Raw genomic sequence first — 23,224 nt, 5'->3', positions numbered from 1 at the left:
ACAACCCCGTGACTACCAACACCACGATCGGCAACAACGGGACGACCGTGTCCCAGACGCTGCTGGACACCATGAACGGCGCGTCGAGCACGTCATCGACCAGCTCGACGAGTTCGACGAGCTCGACCGGCGGCACGTCGCCGTCCGACCTGCAGAACACCTTCCTGACGCTGCTCGTCACGCAGTTGAAGAACCAGGACCCGACGAACCCGACCGACAGCTCGCAGATGACTTCGCAACTCGCGCAGATCAGCACGGTGTCGGGCATCGGCCAGTTGAATACGTCGCTGACGTCGCTGGCTGGGCAGTTGTCGGCGGGGCAGTCGACGCAAGCCGCGTTGCTGATCGGCTCGACGGTGCTGGCCCCTGGCAGCAGCGTCACGGTGGCAAGCGGCAAGTCGACGGCCTTCGGCGTGCAGACGGCGAATGCGCTCGACGACCTGACCGTCAACGTCAAGAACTCGTCCGGCCAGATCGTCAATACGCTCGACCTTGGCGCGCAGCCGGCGGGCGTGGTGCCGCTCTCGAGCTGGACGCCGGTCGACAAGAACGGCGCAACGCTGCCCGACGGCACGTACACCATCTCGGCGACGGGCACGATCAGCGGCAAGGCGGCGACCGCCACGGTGCTGTCGGCGTCACAGGTTCAAAGCGTGGTGCAACAAGCCGATGGAACCGCCGGACTCCGGCTCGCGAACGGCACGACGGTCGGCCTGACCAGCGTTGCCTCGATCCTCTAATCAAATTCAAAAGCGGAGACCGTCATGGGTTACCAACAAGGTTTATCGGGTTTGTCGGGCGCGTCGAGCGACCTGGATGTGATCGGCAACAACATCGCCAACGCGAACACGGTTGGCTTCAAGCAAAGCCAGGCGCAATTCGCCGATATGTATGCGAACTCCGTCGCGACCGCGGTGAACAACCAGGTGGGTATCGGTACGAAACTGGCTGAAGTGCAGCAGCAGTTCGGCCAAGGCACGATCACGTCGACCAACCAGGCGCTCGATGTCGCCATCAACGGCAACGGTTTCTTCCAGATGTCGAACAACGGCTCGTCGGTGTATTCGCGCAACGGCGTGTTCCACCTGAACGCGGACGGCACCATCGGCAATTCGGCGGGCCTGTTGCTGATGGGTTATGCGGCGAACAGCTCGGGCGTCGTGAACAGCGCGGCGACGGTGCCGCTGACGGTATCGACGGCCAACATTCCGCCGGTCGCGACCAAGAACGTCAAGTTCGGATTCAACCTGAATTCGCAATCGGCCAACATCTCGAGCACGACGACCCCGTTCGACCCGACGGATTCAAGCACCTACAGCGCAACCAGCTCGATCAACGTCAACGATTCGCTCGGCGGCACACATCAGGTGGCCGTGTATTTCGTCAAGAACGATACCGGCTCATGGACTGCGTACGGCACGACCGGCACGCCCCCGGCAGCCGTGGGACCCGGCACCGACGGCAAGCTCGGCACGGTCACCTTCGATGCATCCGGCAACATGACCGGCACGAGCAAGTTCAACTTCACAATCCCCGACGGCGCTGTCTCCGGCGGCACGCAAGCGCTGACGATGGACTTCAGCGGCACGACGCAATACGGCGCCACGAGCGGCGTCACGGCCAGTTCGCAGGACGGCGCGGCATCGGCGAGCCTGACGGGTTTCACGGTCGGCACGGACGGCACGCTCACCGGCAACTACTCGAACGGCAACACGCAGGCGCTCGGTCAGATCGCGCTCGCCAACTTTGCCAACCAGAACGGCCTGCAGGATCTCGGCGGCAACGTGTACGCGCAAACGGGCGCATCGGGCGCGGCGCAGATCTCGGTGCCGGGCGCGACCAACCATGGCACGCTGCAGGGCGGCGCGGTGGAGAACTCGAACGTGGACCTGACGAGCGAGCTCGTGAACCTGATCACGGCGCAGCGCAACTATCAGGCGAACGCGCAGACCATCAAGACGCAGCAGACAGTCGATCAGACGCTGATCAACCTGTAAGCACCACTAGCGCCACAAGCAGCATATAAGCGAGAGAGAGCCAATCCATGGACCGTCTGATCTACACCGCGATGACCGGCGCCGCCCAGTCGCTCGAACAACAGAGCACGGTGGCGAACAACCTCGCCAACGCATCGACGACGGGCTTCAAGGCGCAGCTCTCCGCGTTCCGTCAGGTGCCGATGAGCTTCGAAGGCAGCGCGAACGGCGATCCGAGTTCGCGTACTTTCGTGCTGGCGTCCACGCCGACCGCCGACTACACGCCAGGTCCGATCCAGCAAACCGGCAATCCGCTCGATGTCGCCATTCAGGGCCCGGGCTGGCTGTCGGTCCAGGCCGCGGACGGCACGGAAGCCTACACGCGCGCGGGCAACCTGCATGTGGACGCGAACGGCCAGATCGTGACGGCGAACAACCTGCCGGTGATCGGCACGGGCGGTCCGATCTCGGTGCCGCCGGGCGCTGAGATCACCATCGGCAAGGACGGCACGGTAAGCGCCATCGGTCCCGGCGATCGCGCGACGGCAATTGCCGCCGTCGATCAGTTGAAACTCGTCAATCCGGATTCGTCGACCTTGGCGCGTGGCGACGATGGCCTGTTCCACACCGCCGACGGCAATCCCGCCGACGCCGATCCGGCCGTGACGGTCGCACCGGCATCGCTTGAAGGCAGCAACGTGAATGCGGTTTCCGCGATGGTGGACATGATCACTAACGCGCGCCAGTTCCAGATGCAAACCAAGATGCTCGATTCCGCGAACCAGATGGACCAGTCGGCTAACAAGCTGCTCGATTTCAGCTGATCCGCCGCTTATCGCTTTTCATATTGCTTAGCTTGTTTAGCCCAAAGGCCAATAAAACATGAACCGCTCTCTTTACATCGCTGCAACCGGCATGAACGCGCAGCAGTCGCAGATGGACGTGATCTCGAACAACCTCGCCAACGTCAGCACGAACGGCTTCAAGGGTTCGCGGGCGGTGTTCGAAGACTTGCTGTACCAGACCGTCCGCCAGCCAGGCGCGAATTCGACGCAAACCACGGAGCTCGCATCGGGCAGCCAGTTGGGCACCGGCGTGCAACAGGTCGCAACGGAACGCCTCTACACGCAGGGCGCCCTGTCGCAGACCGGCAACTCGAAGGACGTGGCCATCAACGGCAACGGCTTCTTCCAGGTGACCATGCCCGACGGCACCACGGCATACACGCGCGATGGTTCGTTCCAGGCGAGCCCGACGGGCCAACTGGTGACATCGAGCGGATATCCGGTCACGCCGGCCATCACCTTGCCGACGAACTACACGAGCCTGACGATCGGTTCGGACGGCACGGTCACGGTCACGCAACAAGGCAGCACGGCGAACACCACCGTCGGGCAATTGCAGATCGCTACATTTGCGAACCCCGCCGGCCTCGACGCGAAGGGCGAGAACCTGCTCTCCGAAACCAACGGCTCGGGTGTTCCGAACGTCACGACGCCGGGACTGAATGGCAGCGGCACGTTGCAACAGGGCTACGTGGAAGCATCGAATGTGAACGTGGTGCAGGAGCTGGTGAACATGATCCAGACGCAGCGCGCCTATGAGATCAATAGCAAGGCCGTGACCACGTCGGACCAGATGCTGCAGACGCTTAGCTCGATGCAGGTTTAACAGGTTCAAGCGGCTTCACGGCTGCTACGTATTTCCGAAGGATCACGAAGATGTCGCTCATTTCTTTATCGTTTCGCCGTATTCCGACCGTCGTGCTGGCAGGTTTTCTCGCCGCCACGCTGGGCGCGTGCGGCCTCGTGCCAAAAGAACCGATCACCCAGCAGCCGATGACGGCGCGCCCGCCCTTGCCGCCCGTGAACGCGCAGTCGCCGGGCGCGATCTACAACGCGGGCTACGCGGGACGGCCGCTGTTCGAAGACCAGCGGCCGCGCAATACGGGTGACATCGTGACCATCGTGATCGCGGAAAACGTCAACGCAACGAAGTCGTCAGCGGCGAACGCGGCGCGCGGCAGCGCCGCGGCGTTTGCAGTGCCGACAACGCCGGGAATTTTCGGCGGCCTCTTCAACAACACCAACCTTTCGGCAAGCGGTTCGCAGAAGTTCAACGGCTCCGGCGGCGCAAGCGCGGCCAACACGTTTAACGGCACGCTGACCGTGACCGTCACTGGCGTATTGCCAAACGGCAACCTGCTCGTGAGCGGCGAAAAACAGATGCTCATCAACCAGGGTAACGAATTCGTACGCTTCTCCGGCGTGGTCAATCCCACGACCATCTCCGGCGCCAACACGGTCTATTCGACGCAAGTTGCCGACGCGAAGATCGAGTATTCGGCGAAGGGTTATATCGATGAATCGCAGAACATGGGCTGGCTCCAGCGGTTCTTCCTCAACGTGGCGCCCTTCTGATCATGACACTCGCTCTCCGTTTTTGCTTTGGCGCACTCGCTCTGGCTTTGACCGCGGTGCTGCCGCAGGCGGCGCAAGCCGAACGCCTGAAGGACCTGGTGTCGTTTCAGGGCGTGCGTGACAACCAGTTGATCGGCTACGGCCTCGTAGTCGGCCTGGATGGCACCGGCGACCAGACATCGCAAACGCCGTTCACCACGCAAAGCCTGACCAACATGCTGGGCAACCTCGGCATCACGTTGAACGCCGCGACCACCCAGAACATGCAGTTGAAGAACGTCGCCGCCGTGATGGTCACCGCCGTTTTGCCGCCGTTCGCGCGGCCGGGCGAGGCGATCGATGTCACGGTGTCATCGCTGGGAAATGCGAAGAGTTTGCGCGGCGGCACGCTGCTGATGTCGCCGCTCAAAGGCGCCGACGGCCAGGTCTATGCCATGGCGCAAGGCAACGTGGTGATCGGCGGCGCCGGCGCGAGCGCGAACGGCAGCAAGGTCCAGGTGAACTCGCTGGGCGCGGGCCGGATTTCGGGCGGCGCGCTGGTCGAACGCGCGGTGCCGAGCAACTTCACCCAACCCGGCGGCACGATGCAGATGGAATTGCGCGACATGGACTTCGACAACGCGCAGAAGATCGTGGCGGCCGTGAACAATCAGTTCGGCATGGGCACGGCAGTCGCACTGGACGGCCGCACGATCCAGCTTCGCGCCCCGACCGATCCGACGAGCCAGGTGTCGTTCATGGCGCAGCTCGAGAATATCGATGTGCGTCCGTCGCAGGCCGCCGCCAAGGTGATCCTGAACGCGCGCACGGGCTCCATCGTGATGAACCAGATGGTGACGCTGCAGAACTGCGCCGTCGCGCACGGCAATCTGTCCGTGGTGATCAACACGCAAACGGCCGTCAGCCAGCCGGGCGCGTTCTCGAACGGCCAGACGGTGGCCGCGCGGCAATCGAATATCCAGTTGAAGCAGGACACGGGCGCGCTCAAGACTGTCGCGGCAAGCGCCACGCTCGCCGACGTGGTCAAGGCGCTCAACGCGCTGGGCGCGACGCCGGCGGATCTGATCTCGATCCTCCAGTCGATGAAAGCAGCAGGCGCCTTGCGCGCCGACCTGGAAATCATATAAGGGCAAGCGCACATGAACGCGAACGGGACGGCAAACAGCACGCTGGCATCACTGGGTGGCTCGGACACGAGCAGCGGCCTGAATTCTTTATCGAACCGGTTTGCGCTCGATGTGCAAGGTTTCGACGCCATGCGCGCCCAGGCCAACGCCTCGCCGCAGGCGGGTTTGAAGGCGGCGGCCAAGCAATTCGACACGGTCTTCACGCAGATGATGCTGAAGAGCATGCGCGAGGCGACGCCGTCCGACAGCCCGTTCGATTCCCACGACACCGCCACCTTCACGTCCATGCTCGACCAGCAAATGGCGCAGAACATGGGATCGAAGGGCATCGGCGTGGCCGACATGATGCTCAAGCAACTGATGCGCAACGCGGGCGCGGGAACGCCCTCGAGCCTCGACCCGACCGGCGCGGGCGCTGGCGGCGACAGCAGCGCGAACGCCGGCAACATCGCCGCGATGAACGCCATGGCGAAGGCTTATGCGAACACGGCGGCATCGGGTGCATCGAAGGATGCGCTGCAAGGCAAGGGCTACAGCGCCAACAGCGCGCTCGAACCGGCCGCACGCGGTGTGGGAACGGACAAGGTGGCGGGGTTCGTCGACCGGCTGGCCGCACCCGCGCAGGCCGCGAGCGCCGCGACGGGCATTCCGGCACGCTTCATCATTGGACAGGCGGCGCTGGAGTCGGGCTGGGGCAAGCGCGAAATCAAGAATGCCGATGGCAGCACCAGCCACAACGTGTTCGGCATCAAGGCGACGAGCGACTGGACCGGCAAGACCACGAACGCCGTGACGACCGAATATGTGAACGGCAAGCCGCAGAAAGTGGTGGAGAAGTTCCGCGCGTACGACTCTTACGAGGACGCGCTCACCGACTACGCCAGCGTGCTCAAGAGCAACCCGCGTTACGCGCCGGTGGTCGAAGCATCGCGCGATGCCGCCGGCTTCGCGCACGGCATGCAGAAAGCCGGATACGCGACCGATCCGCAATACGCGAAGAAACTGATTTCGATAATGAAACACATTGCGTGAAGAAGCGTGCACTGGCGCGCGTTTTGCTGCAATTTGTCGGGTAGACGAAACGTATTACGAGTAATGTGTCATAAGCGACGGGGCCAATGTCGCAATAGAAGACGAAGCCGGCCGGTGAGCCATTCCCGCATTCTGCAGCGCGCGGGATGGGCCGCCGGCCGAGCCGCATAGAAAATGGGGCTGAGAGCGGGTTTGTTTCTTTTCGTGCGCTTTGGACGTTTTCGGTTGCGAAATCGAGGTTAATCAGGGATAAACCGGGATTTTTAGGTATTTTTTGCTGTCAGCCCTAAATAAACCTGCCCTATTGCCGCTAAATGGAACACCGAAGTGCCGGATCTACACGGTCTGGTTGGACGCGCACCGGCCTTGATACTCGAGGCGGCGCGAGCAAACGAACACGGCAAGCCCATGAACATGAATGAGTCGAACGGTTCCGACATCGCTGACGACGAGTCCGACCATCCCGATTTTGGCAGGCGTAATCCGCTGGAAATCGGTGTTTCCCTGCGCAACCTCGTCAATCGGAGCGATTTCCTCACTGTCGATCACGGCAAGGGGCAGATCGTGACCCGCCTGCTCGACGTGAATCCCGCTGCCCGGACGTTCGTCTTCGACTGGGGCGCGGTTGCCGATGAAAACACTGCCGTCCTCTCAACCGAGAACCTGATGTTCAGCGCGAGCCCGGATGGCGTTCGCGTCGAATTCGCGACGGGCACGCCGCGTGAAATCGTTTTCGAGGGACGTCCGGCGTTCGAAGCCGACTTCCCGCCCGTCCTGTTTTATATGCAGCGACGCGAGTATTTCCGTGTGGAAGCGCCCGTGCTCGACCCGTATATCTGCAGCGGCATTTTGCCGAGCGGCGAGCGTTTTCGCTTTGAAGTCAACGACCTCTCGCTTGGCGGTGTCGCGCTTCGGACCATGGACGAACGCGTTGCGGCGCTGGAGGTCGGCGTGATCCTGAAAGACGTGGAGCTTCATTTCAGCAATCCGGGCAAGGTCGTGCTCGACGTGCAACTGATGTCGAACCGTCAGATCGTGAACGCGAAAGGCGACCGGCGTTATACGCTGGGCTTCAAGTTCATGAGTTTGCCGGGATCGGCGGAGAACACGTTGCAGCGGTTGATCACGCAACTCGAAATGAAGCGGCGGTCACTCGCGCGCTGAGTTTCAGCGGTGATGATTGTCAAAGGAGCCCGCGGTTTTATCGCGGGCTTTTTTGTCGGTGCGCTTCATGTTCCCGCCACGTCACCCCATTGCGTCCGTTCGTTCCCGTAACGTGCGCGTTCCGGCCGGGTTCATTCGATGAATTAGGCCCCGATTGCCCCGCTGCTTCAAGGATTGCCTCGAGCTCCTCGGGTGAATAATCCGGACAAGGCGCAGTGGGCACGCGGCAGTGGCGGGAATTAACAGAAACGCCGAGAAGCGCCGCGCGTCCACTCAACTTTTTTCCATATCGGCCGATATACATCAGTGTCGCCATTCCGCGGGCCGGCCATCATGCCCCTACCAGGATTCCTTGCATGTCCAGCAACCTATTCGATATTGGCGTGAGTGGTCTCAACGCAGCCCAGTGGGGACTGACGACGACCGGCCAGAACATCAGCAACGCTTCCACGCCGGGCTATACGCTCGAGCGCCCCGTGTACCAGGAGTCATCCGGGCAGTACACGGCGTCGGGCTATGCCGGACAAGGCGTGACGACAGCCACAGTCTCGCGCTCATACAGCGATTTCCTCACGAAGCAGCTCAACAGCTCGCAGTCGAGCAGCAGCTCGCTGAACACGTACTACTCGATGCTCTCGCAACTGAACAACCTCGTCGGCGATCCGACGACGGGTATCGGCGCGGGCATCACCAGCTATTTCACCGGCTTGCAGTCGGTCGCGAACAGCCCGGGAACGACGGCCACGCGGCAAACGCTGATGAGCAGCGCGCAATCGCTCTCCGACCAGATGAACGCCGCGGCCACGACCTACAACCAGCTTCGCGACGGCGTCAACCAGTCGCTGCAGAGCGCGGTATCGCAGGTCAACACCTACGCCAAGCAGATCGCCGATCTCAACGTGCAGATCGCCAGCGCGAGTTCGGCCGGGCAGCCGCCGAACCAGTTGCTCGACCAGCGCGACCTTGCGGTATCGAACCTGAGCCAGTTGGTCAGCGTCCAGGTCACCACGAACAACAGCGGCTACAACGTATCGTTTGGAAATGGCCAGCCGCTGGTCGCCGGCAGCAGTTCGTACGCATTGACGACGGCAACGTCGCCCTCGGACCCGAGCGAATTGTCGATTGCATACGCCTCTTCCGACGGTTCCACGCAGACGGCCAAACAGACTCAGTATTTGCCGGATTCGATGTTCAGCGGCGGCGGCACGATCGGCGGCTTGCTCGACTTTCGCAGCCAGTCGCTCGATCCGGCGCAGGCCAATCTCGGCGCGATTGCGACCAGCTTCGCCACGCAGTTGAACAACCAGAACGAACTGGGCGTCGATCTGAACGGCAACGCCGGCGGCGCGTTGTTCTCGACCGGCAGCCCGACCGTCTATGCAAACGCGCGCAACAGCGGCAACGCGACGCTCGACGTGTCCATTGCCGATGGCACGCAACCGCCGACCAGCGACTACTCGCTCGGCTTCGACGGCTCGAAGTACACGCTCACCGACCGCTCGTCGGGCGCAGTCGTCGGTCAGTTGACCGCTTCGTCCACGGGCGCGGTGAGCGGCACCATCGCCGGGATGAACATATCGATTGCAAGCGGATCGATGACGAAAGGTGATTCGTTCACGATCCAGCCCACGCGCGGTTCCCTCGCTAACTTCTCGCTCAGCAACTCGAACCCGTCGGCGATTGCCGCGGCTTCGCCGGCGGTGTCATCGGCGGCGACAGGCAATACGGGCACGGGCAAGATCTCGGCGGCGAGCGTGACGGCCGGGTACTCGATTCCCAGCAGCATCACGCTGACGTACGACGCCACGGCCAAGACCATGACGTCGAACGTAGAGATCACGCTGCCGGACAGTACGAAAGTTCCGGCCGGCACCGCATTCGCCTACGACCCCACGAAAGGCCTCACCGTATCCAACGGTGCAGGAGTAAGCGCGACCCTCAACGGTACGCCGTCCACGGGCGACAGCTTCACGATCGCGGCAAACACAGGCGGCACGAGCGACGGCAGCAATGCCCTCGCGATGGCCAACATCGGCACCGCCAAGTCGATGAACGGCGGCACCGACACCCTGACCAGTTCCTACGCGAACTTCGTCAACCAGATCGGCAACCAGACGAACGCGCTGAAGTCATCGAGCACGTCGGCGACCGCGGTGCTGAACCAGGCGACATCGGCGCAGCAATCTGTGTCCGGCGTGAACCTGAACGAGGAAGCCGCCAATCTGATCCAGTACCAGCAGCTTTATCAGGCTAACAGCAAGGTCATCCAGACGGCTTCCTCGCTGTTCCAGACACTGCTCGGCATCTTCAACTGAGGTTTTCACGATGCGTATTTCCAGCTCGCAGTACTTCACGATGAACGTCCAGACGATGAGCGACCAGCAGGCATCGCTCGCGGCGCAGTACGCGCAGATTTCGTCGGGAAAGAGAATCCAGACCGCATCGGACGATCCGCTCGGCGCCGCGCAGGCCGTGCAGTTGAGCAGCCAGTCCGCCACGCTCTCGCAGTACAGCACCAACCAGTCTGCCGCGCTGACTTCGTTGCAGCAGGAAGATTCGACGCTGACGAGCATCGGCAACGTGATGCAGAGCGTGCAGACGCTCGTGAATCGTGCGGGCAACGCATCGTTCAACGATACCGACCGCGCGTCGATGGCGACCCAGTTGCAGGGTTACCGCGACAACCTGATGACGCTCAGCAATTCCACCGACGCCAACGGCAACTACATCTTCTCGGGCTTCAAGGGCACGACGCAGCCGTTCACCGACAACGCATCGGGCACGGGCGCGACTTACGCCGGCGACAACGGCCAGCGCCAGGTGCAGATTTCCGATAACCGCTCGATCAACGTCGCCGATAACGGCGCGACCGTGTTCCAGAGCGTGTCTCCAAACGAGAGCTTGCCGGTTTCATCATCGGCGGCGGGCAATACGGGTTCCGGCACCATCGGAGCGGTCAATGTGAGCGACCGGGGCAACCCCGGCAATGCATCGACCTATACGATTTCGTTCGCGACCAGCGGCACGGGTTCCACGGCCACCACGACCTACACGGTCAAGGACCAGAACGGCGCCACGATCACGCCCGCGACACCGTATGTGGCGCAGCAGGACATCGCACTGGGCGGCGGGCAGAAAGTGGCCATCGACGGCGCGCCGGCTGACGGCGATTCGTTCACGGTCGCGCCCGCAAACACCGGCAAAGCCTCCGACACCGATATCTTCTCGACGCTCGATTCGCTCATCAGCGCCTTGAAGCAGCCGACCTCGGGCAACCCGGCTGCGCAGGCGACGTTGCAAAACGCGCTGACCACGGGCGGCACGAAGGTCAACAACATGTACAACAACGTGCTGACGACGCAGGCATCCGTTGGCGGCCGCGAGCAGGAAGTGACCGCAACGCAGACGGCGATGCAGACGACATCGACGCAAACCGCCAGCTCGCTTCAGGACCTGACCAGCATCAATCTCGTCAGCTCGATCAGCCAGTACGAGTTGACGCAGAACGCGTTGCAGGGCGCGCAACAGGCGTTTGCCAGCATTCAAAAGATGTCGCTGTTCCAATACATCAGCAGTTGATGGGGAGTAGAAATTCGGGGAATGATGTGGGAAGTTAGGAAGTGTTTCGGGCCACCTTTTTTGGGTGGCCCTTTTTGTTTGCGGGTGGTGTGCGGTGATTGTGGTGTTTATTCACCGCACATTGTGCGGAGATCAGGGCCGCTATTCGCCGCATAATTTGCGGTGAATACGGCGCGGACCTTGACCGCTCTGCTCAAAGCGCCGCCGCGACCCGTCCCATCTGATCGATCCCGTTCTCGAAGATCCGCTGGAAAAACGGGATCAGGTTGGGGATCATCAACTGGATCAGCAGGAATCCCACCAGCATGGTGACGGGAAATCCGACCTGGAAAATCCCGATCTGCGGCGCCGCGCGATTCAGGATCCCGAGCGCCAGGTTCGCGATCAACAACGCCGCCACGACAGGCAACGACAGCAACAACCCCGTCGAGAAAATACTCACCCCGTAGGTGGCGAGCGTCTGCCAGCCGCGCGCGTGGGTCATCGAACCCAGCACGTTCGCGCTCACCGGCACGTTCTGGAACGTCTGCACGAGGGCGCTGATCATTTGCAGATGACCATCGAAGACGAGAAAAGCGAGGAACGCGATCGTATTCAGATACCGCGAAATCACGACCGCGTTTCCCCCTTGCCGCGGATCGTAGAGCGTCGCAAAACCTAGACCCATCTGCTGGCCGATGAACTCGCCGGCTGCATCGATGGACGCGAAGGCAATCTGCATCGTCATGCCGAGCGCCGCGCCCACCAAGAACTGGTTGATGAGGATCAGCACGCCATCGGCGGAAAATACGGTGACCTGCGGCACGGCGCCGATAGTCGGCGCCACGATCAATGCAATGAACGCCGCCACCCCGACTTTGACGCGCACCGGAACCGCCAGATGGCTCAGCAGCGGCGCGGTCGCGATCAACGCAAGAATGCGCGTGAACGGCCAGAGGAAGGACGTCAGCCAGACATTGAGCTGGGCGTACGTGACCGAAAACATCTAGCCGGTGATTGCCGGAGTGATGGTGAACACGTGGCGCATGTAGTCGAGCAGCGTTTCCATCATCCAGGGTCCGGCAATCACAAGCGTGACGGCGACCGCGAGCAGTTTCGGAATGAACGAGAGCGTGCTTTCGTTGATCTGGGTGGCGGCCTGGAACAAGCTCACCACCAGGCCTACGACCAGCGCGACCAGCAACAGCGGAGCCGCGAGCAACAGCGCCACGTACATGGCCTGGTGCGCAATCGACATGACGGATTCGGGGGTCATCGTGTGTATCTCTGTGCTTTGAAGGCTTACGAAACGAAGCTCTGCGCGAGCGAACCAATGAGCAACTGCCATCCATCGACGAGCACGAACAGCATCAGCTTGAACGGCAGCGAAATGGTCGATGGCGACACCATCATCATCCCCATGGACATCAGCACGCTCGCCACGACCATGTCGATGATCAGGAACGGAATGAAAATGGTGAAACCGATCTGGAAGCCGGTCTTCAATTCACTCGTTACGAACGACGGCACCAGCAGCGAGAGCGGCACGTCTTCGGGACCGTTCATGGGCGGGGCTTTCGAGATCTTGGCGAAGAGCGCGAGATCGGCTTCGCGCGTCTGGCGCAGCATGAACTGCTTGAACGGCGCGACGCCGCGCGTGACCGCCTGATCCATGGTGATCGTGCCGTCGGAGAACGGTTTGTACGCGTCGGTGTAGGCGCGGTCGAGTACCGGCGACATCACGAACAACGATAAAAACAGCGCCAGTCCGACCAGGACCTGGTTCGGCGGCGTGCTGGTCGTGCCGAGCGCCTGACGCAGCAGCGACAACACGATGATGATGCGCGTGAAGCTCGTCATCATCAGCACCATTGCCGGCAGGAACGACAGCATGGTGAGCAGCAGCATCGTCTGGACGCTGAGCGAATACGTCGTGCCGCCGTTCGGGCCGGGGCTGGTGTTGAACGCCGGCAAGCCGGCCGTGCTTTGTGCGAAAGCTGCGTAGGGAAGGGCGGCAATCACGACCGGCAGCGCCAGCTTCGCGCATCGAACTACAAACCGAAACTGCATTACTTGCTCCCGCCCGCGAATTTTTGCAGACGTTTGGTCGCTTCACCGGCGAGGGCATCGCGAAAACGTTGACCGAAACTGCCTTGAAGTCCGTCCGACCCGGGCGCCGTGGGCGCTTCCACGCCGCTGAGTTCCGCCGATCCCGCCGGCATGGTGTGCAGCAGCCGCACGTTGCCGGGAGCCGCGCCCAGCACGAGCCATGTATCGCCGATTTCCACCACCGATACCCGCTCCTTGTTCCCAAGCGACGCGCCGCCGATCACCTTCACCAGGCCCGTGCGTTTTGTCCCTGCCACCCCGAACTTGCGTGCGAGCCACGCGCAGCCGAACACGAACGCGATCACGATCGCCAGCCCGAGCAGCGTCTGCAACACGGCGCCGACACCAAGCGACGGCACGGCTGTTCCCGCGCCCACACCCGATGCAATCTGGGCCGCGTGATTGACGGCGTTCATATCGGCGGCGTGCGCGGTGAATGCCATGAAAAGCGTCGAGAAAGCGACGGCCGGGCGTTTCATCGATTCAGCTTCCTGATGCGTTCCGACGGCGTGATGATGTCGGTCAGACGGATACCGAACTTGTCGTTCACGACCACCACTTCGCCCTGCGCGATGAGGCATCCGTTGACGAGAACGTCCATCGGTTCGCCGGCGAGGCCGTCGAGTTCAACGACCGATCCTTGTGCGAGTTGCAGCAAGTTACGAATCGCGATCTTCGTGCGCCCGAGTTCCACCGTCATCTGCACGGGGATATCGAGAATCATGTCGATGTCATTGCGCGTTGTCGGCGCCGCGACTTTCGACAAAGGCTGGAACACCCCGGCCGACGATGCCGCCGCCGGCGTCTCATTGCCGTTCTGCTCGGCCAGGGCGCTCGCCCAGTCATCCATGCCGAAGTCCTCGCCCTTGAGCGGGTCGGACGGCAGCGTGCCCGGTTCGGTTACGTCACTCATATCCACCTTCCTTCATCGTATCGGTTGCGCTGATCATCTTCTGGACGCGCAACGCGTATTGACCATTGAAAACACCGTAGCCGCATTCCATCACCGGCACGCCGTCCACTTTTGCCGTGACCTCTTCGGGCACGTTGATCGGCAGGACATCGCCGGCCCGCATGTTCAGGATCTGCTCGAAGGTCGTGCCGATCTGCGCGAGATCGACCGTGAGTTCCACTTCGGCGGACTGCACTTGCTGCGACAGGACCCGGATCCAGCGGCGGTCGACTTCGAGCGCTTCGCCTTGTATGGGGGACGACAGCACGTCGCGGATCGGTTCGATCATCGAATACGGCATGCAGATGTGCAGCGTGCCGCCGGTCGATCCGAACTCGATGGAGAACTGCGTCACGATCACGATCTCGTTGGGCGTCGCCACGTTCGCGAACTGCGTGTGCATTTCCGAGCGCACGAATTCGAAGTTGAGCGAGCGCACGCTCTTCCAGGATGCTGCGTACTGTTCGAACACGAGGTTCAGCAGCTTGCTGATGATGCGATGCTCGGTCTGCGTAAATTCGCGGCCTTCCACGCGGGTGTGGAAACGGCCGTCGCCGCCGAAGAGGTTATCGACGACGAAGAACACCAGGTTCGGGTCGAACACGAACAGCGACGTGCCGCGCAACGGCTTCACGTGGACCAGGTTCAGGTTCGTCGGGATCGGCAGGTTGCGGGTGAATTCGCTGTATTTCTGCACCTTCACCGGACCGACGGAAATTTCCGCCGAGCGCCGCATGAAGTTGAAGATGCCCACGCGCAAGAGACGCGCGAAGCGGTCGTTGATGATTTCCAGGCCCGGCATCCGGCCCCGGACGATACGTTCCTGCGTCGCGAGGTTGTAGGGGCGCACGCCTTGATAGCGTGTTTCGTCGGCAACAGCATCGACTTCCCCGGTGACGCCCTTGAGCAGGGCATCGACCTCCTCCTGCGACATGAACTCTTCGTGGCCCATGAGTGTTCCTTGGTTCCTGTCTTGCGCTTGTCTGGTTCGGCTTCGTTTTTGCGCGTATGAGCAACGCGTTACTGGACGACGATTTCTGTGAACAGCACTTCCTGCACGTGCGCCGGTGCTTCCGGCGTGCCGCCGAACGTGTTGACGGTAGTCAGGAGTTCCTTGGCGAGCGCGCGTTTTCCGTCGATGCCGGCCAGGTCGTCGGGATGTTTCGCCGAGAGCAGCATCAGGATGTGGCTGCGCACTTCCGGCATGCGTTCGGCTAGCGCGGCTTGCGCCTTTTCATCGGGCAGCTTCAGCGTGAGGCCGATGCGCAGGTAATGCATGCCGTCATCGGATTGCAGGTTGACGGTCATGGAGTCGAGCGGGTAGAACACTGGCGGCACCGCGGGTGCGGGCTTCGCGGGTTCGTGCGATGCGGTTTTGTGCAGCCAGAAATACGCGCCTGCGCCGCCGGCGCCGAGCAGGACGATTGCGCCCACCGCGATCAGGATGATGCGCTTGAGCTTGCCGGTTTTAGCCGGCGTGACGGGTTGTTGTGCTGCTGCTGTAGCTGCCATGTTTGCGGACCTCTTTCTGTAGCCTGAATTGTTGGCGAAAGTAAGGTTGCGCGATGGGTCGAACAGAAGGGGTTATTAGGGCTAACTCGGGAGTTTGCGCAAAGGGGAGGGTTTTACGTTTGCGATACGCGCGGGATAACGGACGTGAAAAAGCCGCGCGGCGGTGAGGCTCGCGCGGCTGGTTTGCCGGGTCTGACGCGGCCATAGGGCTTTAGGCGAACGTATCGACCAGTCCAACCTGACGGCGTAGCGGCAGGCTGACCGTGCTCGATGCGTCGCTTACGGCTCCTATCCCGCCGCCGCTACTGCCCGAACCACTCCACGACGACCGTCCGCCGCCATCCTGCTGGCCCGAGCTCGCTTGCTTGCCCGCAAAGCCGTCGCTGACGCTCGTGCTGCCCAAACCAATGCCACTTGCCTGCATCGCTTCACGCAAGGTCGGCAATGCAGCCTCGACGGCCGCGCGAACCTGCGCATGGTCCGATACGAACAGCGCATGCGCATGATTCCCTGCGACCTGCAGCACCACCTGCAGCGGCCCGAGATCCTTCGGATTCAGCGTCAACTCGGCGCTTTGCTGATGTGCATTCGATAAAAACACCACCTTCTGGCTGAACGCATCGTCCCAGCCGCTCGATCCGACATGCGGTGCGATGGCGGCGCTGTCGGCTGCGGTCGCGGCGCCTTGCAAGGTCGCGCCGCTGGTCGCCGCCGATGCCGCTTGCTGCACGCTCGCGTTCGCGGTGGCGTCGGCGTTCGCCGCGGTTGCCTTGTATGCGGCGCTGCCGTCGTCGGATTGCGTCAGTGCAGCGAGTGCGTTTGCATCGGCTTGTTGCGTGGCTGCCGCGCCGCCTTGTTGCGTCAACGCCGCGTTGCCCTGGGCCTTGCCATCAGCCGAAAGACCAGCCAGCGGCGTGTCGCGGCCGCTTTTCGTGCCCGTCGTCGTGCCCGTCGTCGTGCCCGTGGGCGTGCCGTTGTTCATGTTGCCTGCGTGCGCCGCGCCCATTGCTGCTGCGGCGGCCGCGTTGAGCGGCGTGGCCGGCGTCTGCACATTTGCGGCCGCCGTCAGCGACGCCTGCAGCGCATCGGCGGCGGCTTTGGCATCGGCGGCTTTGGCGGGTGAGGGGGTATCGGCCGTCGTGTCGGTGGCATCCGTCGATGTCGCGTCCGTGCTTGCCGTCGCAGCGTCGGCTGGATCGGCAGGCGTTTTCCCGGCACCGGTAGCACGTGCTTTCAGAATCGCAGCCTGTTCCGCTGCCGCCGCCGCGATTGCCTCGGGCGTTCCCGGCGCGGCCTTGGTCGCGTTAGCTGTTTTGTCGGCTGACGAAGTCTTGTCGGTCTTCGATAAATCCGTCTGATCCGTCGCCGTGCTTTGATCCGCACCGTCCGTTTTTTTAGCCTGATCGGTTGAATCCGTGTTGTCCGGCTTCGACGCATCGTGCACGCTGCCGCGCGCAGCCGCCGCCTTTGCAGCGGCTTTATCGGCTTGAGCGCGTTCCTGCACTTTGGCTTGTGCCGCTTCGCGCTCATTGGCCTTGGCGGTGATGCTGTGCAAGGTCGAGCCAAACGATGCCGCCGCTTCATCGCGAGCGGACGCCGCTGCTGTGCTGCGCGAAACAGCCGATACGCTCGACATACCCAGCAACGCGCTGGCCGAATTAACTGACGACATGAATAACCTCTTGTATCTTATGCAAGATAAATCCGCGTTAAAACCTACGCCCGTTCAGCACGCATCCGCAGCACCTTGGCAGAATGCTCGTCGGAATCACGCTGCTCGATCCTTGCGTCCTGTTTGGCCTGCACTGCGTCGGCGCGTGCAGCCAGCACCTGATACGAACCCAGCTTCTGCTTTTTCTGCTGCCATTCCGGCTTCGACGCCTCAAGCCGCGCATTCGCGGCCACGAGCAACGCGCGCTGCTGGTTGATCGCGGAATCGAGCGTATCCACGAATGCCTGGAAGTTACGCAAGGTCTGCGCAGTCGTGCCTTCTTGCGCCGACGCTGTGAACCGCGCGTGATATTCATCGCGATACGTCACGAGCGAATTCAGTTGCGTCTCCACTTCGTTGCGTTCCTGCTGCAGCTTGCCGAGTTTTTTGGTCGCGGCTTCGAGTTCTTCTTCTGCGAGGTTGATCAGGGTGTTGATCGGCAGATGCTTTGACATGGAGGTCTGGTTCCTTCCTGATTATCTTTATCGGGTCTTCACGCGAACAGTTCGTCGAGTTTGGCCAAACTCGGTTCGAACATCGCCTGCTCGCGAAATCCTTGCTGCAAAAACGCTTCAATGCGCGGATACAACGCTATTGCCCGGTCCAGCAGCGCGTCGCGTCCGCTCGAATACGCGCCCACGTTGATCAAGTCCCGATTGCGCTGATAACGCGACAACATTTGCTTGAATAAGCGCACGCGGTCCAGATGTTTGTCGTCAATAAGCGCCGTCATTGCGCGGCTGATCGACGCCTCGATATCGATGGCCGGATAATGCCCCGCTTCGGCCAGCGACCGCGACAGCACGATATGCCCGTCGAGAATCGCACGGGCAGAATCGGCGATAGGATCTTGCTGATCGTCCCCTTCCGTCAAGACCGTATAAAAAGCCGTAATCGATCCGCCGCCTTCCGGGCCGTTCCCCGTACGCTCGACGAGCGCCGGCAACTTGGCGAACACGGAAGGCGGATAGCCTTTGGTGGCGGGCGGTTCGCCGATTGCCAGCGCAATCTCGCGCTGGGCCATGGCGTAACGCGTGAGCGAGTCCATCAGCAAAAGTACGTGTTTGCCCTGATCGCGGAAATACTCGGCGAGCGAGGTCGCATATGTTGCGCCCTGCATACGGAGGATGGGCGAAACGTCGGCGGGGGCCGCGACCACGACCGAACGCGCCAGTCCGTCCTCGCCCAGAATCTGTTCGATGAACTCCTTCACTTCCCGGCCGCGTTCGCCAATCAGGCCGATCACGATCACTTCGGCGCTGGTGTAACGCGCCATGGTGCCGAGCAGCACGGATTTACCCACGCCCGAGCCCGCGAACAAACCCATGCGCTGGCCGCGTCCCACGGTGAGCAACGCGTTGATTGCGCGCACGCCGACGTCGAGGACCTTGTGGATCGGTTCGCGATTCAACGGGTTGATGGTCGGCGCGGACAGCGGTGCATCGCGCTTGGCGCCGAGGGGGCCGAGGCCATCGAGCGGCCGGCCGGAGGCATCGACCACGCGGCCGAGCATTTCCCAGCCGACAGGCAGGCGCTTGGCACCGGCCATCGGATCATTGATGGGCGCGCTTTCCAGCGGATAGACACGCGCTCCAGGCAGCAAGCCGGAGACTTCGGTGGTCGGCATGAGGAACAGCTTGTCGCCGGAGAACCCGACGACTTCGGCTTCGGCCATTGGAATGGAACTGCCCGCCGGCAACTCGATCATGCATTCCGATCCCACGCCGAGTTTCAATCCGACGGCTTCCAGCACGAGGCCCGCGGCGCGGGTCAACCGGCCGCACGCGCGCAACGGCTTCGATATCTGGCTGCGCGCCTTGCTGGCTTCGAGCTGGGCGCGCCATCCATCGAGATGCGGATTGTTCACCATCTCCGCCAACTCGACGATCGTCTGCGCCGCCATGTCTTCCAGCGTCGGCTCGGGCGTGACGTCGGGATCGGCGAGCGGTCCAAACGATGCCCGCGCAAGTTCCTGCTCGAGTTCGCTCAAGCCTTCCTGCGTCACTCGGCGCGCAGCGCTTGCGGCGTTGTTATGCGTTTGCGTTACCACGGTTGCGTCCTCCCGAGCGCCGCTGCGACGCGCTCCCAGCGCGTCGCATTGGTTGCATCGATTTCACCGCTTGCCGCGTGCGCCTTGCAGCCGCCGCGTTCAATGTCCGGATCGGTGCGGAACGTCCATCCGGCCGCTTGCAACTCTTCCAGCAAATACGCTTCGACAATCGGCAGATCCGCCGGATTCACGATCAGGTACGGCGCGCCGGAAAGCGCCGGCTCGGCCGCGATCACCGAGCGTGCGACAGCCAGCACGGCGGTCGGGTCGAGCGTCAAATGCTGCGACACCACTTGTTGTGCGATATCCAGCGCCAGCGCGGTGAGCGCCTCGGCGACCACGGCGTCGGCGGCTTGCAGGGCGGTCTTGAAGGCATCGGCCATCGAAGCAAGCCGCGCCGCTTCCGAACGGGCATCGAGGCGGCCTTCTTCTTCGCCTTTCGCATAACCCTGGTCGTAGCCGGCCTGATAACCCATCGCCTGGCCGGCGACGTGGCCCTGCGCCAGACCTTGCGCGTGGGCTTCGTCGCGGACACGACGCAGATGCTTTTCGAGCGCGGCCTGATCGGCGGCGCTGCGATCCACGGGAACCGGATCGAACGACGCCATTTCCCAGCGCTGATACGCGGACATGCGCGCCTTTTTTTCGGCTTCTGCTGCGTCAGACATATGCGTCCTCGGCCTTGCCGCCTAACTGGATCTGACCGCTTTCGGCGAGATTGCGCACGACCTGCAGGATCTTGCGCTGCTGCGTTTCCACTTCGGACAAACGCACCGGACCGCGCGAATCGAGGTCTTCCGCGAGCAGTTCGGCTGCGCGCTGCGACATGTTCGCGAGGAACTTCTGGCGCAGCGGCGGTTGCGCGCCCTTCAACGAAACAATCAGCGTTTCCGATTCCACTTCCTTCAGCAACATCTGGATGGCGCGGTCTTCGAGGTCCATCAGGTTTTCGAACACGAACATCTGGTCGATGATCTTCTGCGCCAGTTCCGCGTCGAATTCCTTGACGTTTTCGATTACCGATTCCTCGTGCGCCGTCGACATGAAGTTGAGGATTTCCGCCGCCGTGCGAATGCCGCCCATCGGCGCGCGTTTCAGGTTGTCGCTGCCGGAAAGCAAGGTGGTGAGCACATCGTCGAGTTCGCGCAGCGCGGCGGGCTGAATGCCGTCGAGCGTCGCAATGCGCAACAGCACGTCGTTGCGCAGGCGTTCGGTCAGGAGCGCCACGATTTCCGATGCCTGATCGCGGTCCAGATGCACGAGAATCGTCGCAATGATCTGCGGATGCTCGTTCTTGATCAGCTCGGCGACCGCCGCCGAATCCATCCACTTCAAGCCTTCTATACCGCTCGTATCGCTGCCCTGCAAGATCCGGTCGATCAGCGCGCCGGCCTTGTTCTCGCCGAGCGCCTTGGTCAGCACCGTGCGGATGTATTCGCTCGAATCGAGCGAGAGCGCCGTGTGCTGTTCGGCTTCATGCACGAACTCGGTCATCACGTTGTCGAGCTGCTCGCGCGTGACGTTCTTCAACTGCGCCATGGTCGCGCCGATCTTCTGGACTTCGCGCGGTCCCAGGTACTTGAAGACTTCCGCTGCTTCGGATTCACCAATCGACATCAGCAGGAGCGCGGCTTTATTGAGGCCTTCAGCGTTCATCGGACACCCAGTTCTTGACGACCGTCGCGACGATTCTCGGATCCTGGCGCGCGATCATCCGCGCGTAGTCGAGATTGCGTTCGAACTTGGCCTTGTTGCTTTCGTTGCCGAGCAAGCTGACTTCGGCATCCTTGTCTTCATCTACTGCGGACTTCGGCATGGACGGACCATCGAGCAGCGACAGTTCATCCGGCGCGCCGAGTGCGGGCGGCGGGGGGGGCGGCGGGAAGGCGCGGCGCAGCGCCGGCTTCACCATCGTGAAATACAGGAACATCGCCACCAGCCCGATACCCGCGTACTTCGCCAACTGGATGCCGCGGGCGATCATGTCCGGCGTGCGCCACCAGGGGATGTCGGGGATTACGTTCGTATCGACCAGGAACGTGCTGTTCACCACGTTGACCGAGTCGCCGCGTTTTTCGTCGTAGCCCATCGCGTCCTTCACGAGCTGCTGGACTTGCGCGAGCTTGTCGGCGGGCAGCGGTTGCATCGTGACGATGCCTTTCGCGTCCACTTGCTTCTGGTAGTTCACGACCACGGCGACCGAGAGGCGCTTGATGCCGCCCATCGGTTGCTCGTAGTGGCGCACCGTCCGGTCGACTTCGTAATTGGTCGTGGTGTCCTTGCGCACGTTCACCGGCTGCGTCTTTGCGCCGTCGGCGCCGCTCGCGGCTGCGTCGACAGGCGCTGACGCCGCTGCCGGCGGCTGGTTCGACAATGCGCCCGGCACGCCGCCAACGCTCGCGCCGCCGCCGTCCTTGGATTCGCTCGATTGCTGGCTGCGGATCGCCGTGTTCTGCGGATTCGCGTTCGGACCGTAGCTTTCGGCGGTCTGCTCGAGCTTCGAAAAGTCGATATCCGCGCTCACCTGCGAATGGGCGTTGCCTGCACCGAACAGCGGCGCCAGGATTGCATCGATACGCGATTGCGTATTGCGCTCGATCTGCTGGACGTACTTGAGTTGCGAGGCGTCCAGCCCGTTCGGCCCGCTGCTTTGCTGCGTCAGGAGGTTGCCATCCTGGTCGACGATGGTCACGTTCTTCACCGGCATGTCCGCCACGCCCGAACTGACCATGTGCTGGATAGCGAGGGTTTGCGCTTCGTCGAGCGCGCGGCCGGGATACAGGTTCAGCATGACGGACGCGGTCGGCAATTCCTTCTCGCGCACGAACACGGTCGGCTTCGGAATCGCGAGATGCACCCGGGCTTCGCGAACCGACGATATCGACGCGATGGTCTTTTCCAGCTCGCCTTCGAGCGCCCGCTGATAGTTGACCTGCTCGGCGAACTGGCTGATGCCGAACTTCTGGTTGTCCATCAATTCGAAGCCGACCGAGCCGTTCTTCGGCAATCCCTGCGATGCCAGCCGCAACCGCGTTTCGTGCACGGCTTCGCTCGGCACCAGGATCGCACCGCCCGATTCGGCGATCTTGTAGGGAATGTTCCCTTGCTGCAGCGCGGCGACAATCGCTCCGCCGTCACGATCCGACAGGTTGCTGAACAGCACCCGGTAGTCCGGCTGGCGCGACCACATCACCAGTCCGGCAATCACCATGGCCAGCACCGCCACGGCAATGATCAACGGCATGCGCGGGTTGTTGCGGAACTGGTTGAGCATCGGCATGCGGCCGCCGAGGTTGCCGCTGAAGTCCGAACTGCCGGCAAATCCCGCGCCGCCCGAACCTGCCGCGATCGATCCGGCCGCCGGCTGCGCGCCGGCCAGACCCATGCGGGCGTCCGGGTTGATCAGGTTATTGGTGGAATCCATGCGTCGAAGCTCTCCGAATCTTGCGTTTTCCGCGAAGTGTCCGGTTAAAGCCGGGCGCAGTCGCAGACTCTTTCATGAGAGGAATTATCCGTAAGGGCGAGTAAGTCGATTGAGCGAACAGAAGCCGCTTTTGGCGCTCTTTCCCGGCTTTGCAAAACCACGCCGCTGCTAGACTTTTTCGTAATCGGT

23 protein-coding genes are annotated in these 23,224 nt (G+C 62.3%); 10 read left to right on the top strand and 13 right to left on the bottom strand.

Annotated elements, in window-relative coordinates:
• Positions 1 to 8 precede the first annotated feature (8 nt).
• The 10 genes from AX768_RS15240 to flgL all read left to right on the top strand — a co-directional run bounded on the left by AX768_RS15240 (position 9) and on the right by flgL (position 11,298).
• Complete coding sequence (locus AX768_RS15240) at positions 9 to 740, top strand: flagellar hook assembly protein FlgD (RefSeq protein WP_062000640.1); 732 nt, start codon at positions 9 to 11, stop codon at positions 738 to 740.
• A 24-nt stretch (positions 741 to 764) separates the two neighbouring features.
• A complete protein-coding gene (flgE, locus tag AX768_RS15235; RefSeq protein WP_062000639.1) occupies positions 765 to 1,997 on the top strand; it encodes a flagellar hook protein FlgE in 1,233 nt (410 codons plus the stop codon).
• A gap of 47 nt (positions 1,998 to 2,044) precedes the next feature.
• Entirely contained in the window at positions 2,045 to 2,800 is a 756-nt protein-coding gene (gene flgF, locus AX768_RS15230; RefSeq protein ID WP_062000638.1) for a flagellar basal-body rod protein FlgF, read from the top strand.
• A gap of 58 nt (positions 2,801 to 2,858) precedes the next feature.
• Positions 2,859 to 3,647, top strand: coding sequence for a flagellar basal-body rod protein FlgG (gene flgG, locus AX768_RS15225; RefSeq protein WP_062000637.1), 789 nt, complete (start codon positions 2,859 to 2,861; stop codon positions 3,645 to 3,647).
• Positions 3,648 to 3,697: 50 nt separating this feature from the next.
• A complete protein-coding gene (locus AX768_RS15220; protein ID WP_062000636.1) occupies positions 3,698 to 4,396 on the top strand; it encodes a flagellar basal body L-ring protein FlgH in 699 nt (232 codons plus the stop codon).
• A gap of 2 nt (positions 4,397 to 4,398) precedes the next feature.
• Positions 4,399 to 5,523, top strand: a complete 1,125-nt coding sequence (locus tag AX768_RS15215) for a flagellar basal body P-ring protein FlgI (RefSeq protein ID WP_062000635.1) — start codon at positions 4,399 to 4,401, stop codon at positions 5,521 to 5,523.
• A 12-nt stretch (positions 5,524 to 5,535) separates the two neighbouring features.
• The gene (gene flgJ / locus AX768_RS15210; RefSeq protein ID WP_062000634.1) at positions 5,536 to 6,555 is read left to right on the top strand and encodes a flagellar assembly peptidoglycan hydrolase FlgJ; all 1,020 of its coding nucleotides are present in this window, start codon (positions 5,536 to 5,538) and stop codon (positions 6,553 to 6,555) included.
• 408 nt (positions 6,556 to 6,963) lie between these two features.
• On the top strand, positions 6,964 to 7,719 hold the full coding sequence (locus AX768_RS15205; protein ID WP_062001022.1) for a flagellar brake protein: 756 nt from the start codon (positions 6,964 to 6,966) through the stop codon (positions 7,717 to 7,719).
• A gap of 356 nt (positions 7,720 to 8,075) precedes the next feature.
• Entirely contained in the window at positions 8,076 to 10,034 is a 1,959-nt protein-coding gene (flgK, locus tag AX768_RS15200) for a flagellar hook-associated protein FlgK (protein ID WP_062000633.1), read from the top strand.
• 10 nt (positions 10,035 to 10,044) lie between these two features.
• Positions 10,045 to 11,298, top strand: coding sequence for a flagellar hook-associated protein FlgL (flgL, locus tag AX768_RS15195; RefSeq protein ID WP_062000632.1), 1,254 nt, complete (start codon positions 10,045 to 10,047; stop codon positions 11,296 to 11,298).
• 193 nt (positions 11,299 to 11,491) lie between these two features.
• Here the strand turns inward: flgL and fliR are convergent, their stop codons facing one another.
• From fliR to fliF, 13 genes are all read right to left on the bottom strand, one after another.
• Positions 11,492 to 12,283 (bottom strand): flagellar biosynthetic protein FliR, encoded by a 792-nt coding sequence (gene fliR, locus AX768_RS15190; RefSeq protein ID WP_062000631.1) that lies wholly within the window; start codon positions 12,281 to 12,283, stop codon positions 11,492 to 11,494.
• On the bottom strand, positions 12,284 to 12,553 hold the full coding sequence (gene fliQ / locus AX768_RS15185) for a flagellar biosynthesis protein FliQ (protein ID WP_056356411.1): 270 nt from the start codon (positions 12,551 to 12,553) through the stop codon (positions 12,284 to 12,286).
• Between the two features lie 26 nt (positions 12,554 to 12,579).
• Positions 12,580 to 13,347: a flagellar type III secretion system pore protein FliP gene (gene fliP / locus AX768_RS15180; protein WP_062000630.1), complete on the bottom strand. Its 768-nt coding sequence runs from the start codon at positions 13,345 to 13,347 to the stop codon at positions 12,580 to 12,582.
• Entirely contained in the window at positions 13,347 to 13,865 is a 519-nt protein-coding gene (gene fliO, locus AX768_RS15175) for a flagellar biosynthetic protein FliO (RefSeq protein WP_062000629.1), read from the bottom strand. The genes fliP and fliO overlap by 1 nt, the downstream gene beginning before the upstream one ends.
• Positions 13,862 to 14,299 carry a flagellar motor switch protein FliN gene (fliN, locus tag AX768_RS15170; RefSeq protein ID WP_062000628.1) on the bottom strand — a complete coding sequence of 146 codons (438 nt, stop codon included), beginning with the start codon at positions 14,297 to 14,299 and terminating at the stop codon, positions 13,862 to 13,864. The genes fliO and fliN overlap by 4 nt, the downstream gene beginning before the upstream one ends.
• The gene (gene fliM, locus AX768_RS15165) at positions 14,292 to 15,290 is read right to left on the bottom strand and encodes a flagellar motor switch protein FliM (protein ID WP_062000627.1); all 999 of its coding nucleotides are present in this window, start codon (positions 15,288 to 15,290) and stop codon (positions 14,292 to 14,294) included. Before fliM ends, fliN begins: the two co-directional genes overlap by 8 nt.
• 68 nt (positions 15,291 to 15,358) lie before the next feature.
• A complete protein-coding gene (gene fliL, locus AX768_RS15160; RefSeq protein ID WP_062000626.1) occupies positions 15,359 to 15,850 on the bottom strand; it encodes a flagellar basal body-associated protein FliL in 492 nt (163 codons plus the stop codon).
• Positions 15,851 to 16,061: 211 nt separating this feature from the next.
• Positions 16,062 to 17,522 carry a flagellar hook-length control protein FliK gene (locus tag AX768_RS15155; RefSeq protein WP_082778846.1) on the bottom strand — a complete coding sequence of 487 codons (1,461 nt, stop codon included), beginning with the start codon at positions 17,520 to 17,522 and terminating at the stop codon, positions 16,062 to 16,064.
• 44 nt (positions 17,523 to 17,566) lie between these two features.
• On the bottom strand, positions 17,567 to 18,016 hold the full coding sequence (fliJ, locus tag AX768_RS15150) for a flagellar export protein FliJ (protein ID WP_062000624.1): 450 nt from the start codon (positions 18,014 to 18,016) through the stop codon (positions 17,567 to 17,569).
• A 38-nt stretch (positions 18,017 to 18,054) separates the two neighbouring features.
• A complete protein-coding gene (gene fliI / locus AX768_RS15145; RefSeq protein ID WP_062000623.1) occupies positions 18,055 to 19,611 on the bottom strand; it encodes a flagellar protein export ATPase FliI in 1,557 nt (518 codons plus the stop codon).
• A complete protein-coding gene (gene fliH, locus AX768_RS15140; protein WP_062000622.1) occupies positions 19,605 to 20,279 on the bottom strand; it encodes a flagellar assembly protein FliH in 675 nt (224 codons plus the stop codon). Before fliH ends, fliI begins: the two co-directional genes overlap by 7 nt.
• A complete protein-coding gene (gene fliG / locus AX768_RS15135; RefSeq protein ID WP_056356390.1) occupies positions 20,272 to 21,267 on the bottom strand; it encodes a flagellar motor switch protein FliG in 996 nt (331 codons plus the stop codon). Before fliG ends, fliH begins: the two co-directional genes overlap by 8 nt.
• On the bottom strand, positions 21,257 to 23,035 hold the full coding sequence (fliF, locus tag AX768_RS15130; protein ID WP_062000621.1) for a flagellar basal-body MS-ring/collar protein FliF: 1,779 nt from the start codon (positions 23,033 to 23,035) through the stop codon (positions 21,257 to 21,259). The genes fliG and fliF overlap by 11 nt, the downstream gene beginning before the upstream one ends.
• Positions 23,036 to 23,224: the final 189 nt, after the last annotated feature.

This window comes from Burkholderia sp. PAMC 28687 (assembly GCF_001577465.1).
In the GTDB taxonomy this organism is placed as follows: Bacteria; Pseudomonadota; Gammaproteobacteria; order Burkholderiales; family Burkholderiaceae; genus Caballeronia.
This window is presented reverse-complemented; position numbering and strand designations above follow the sequence as displayed.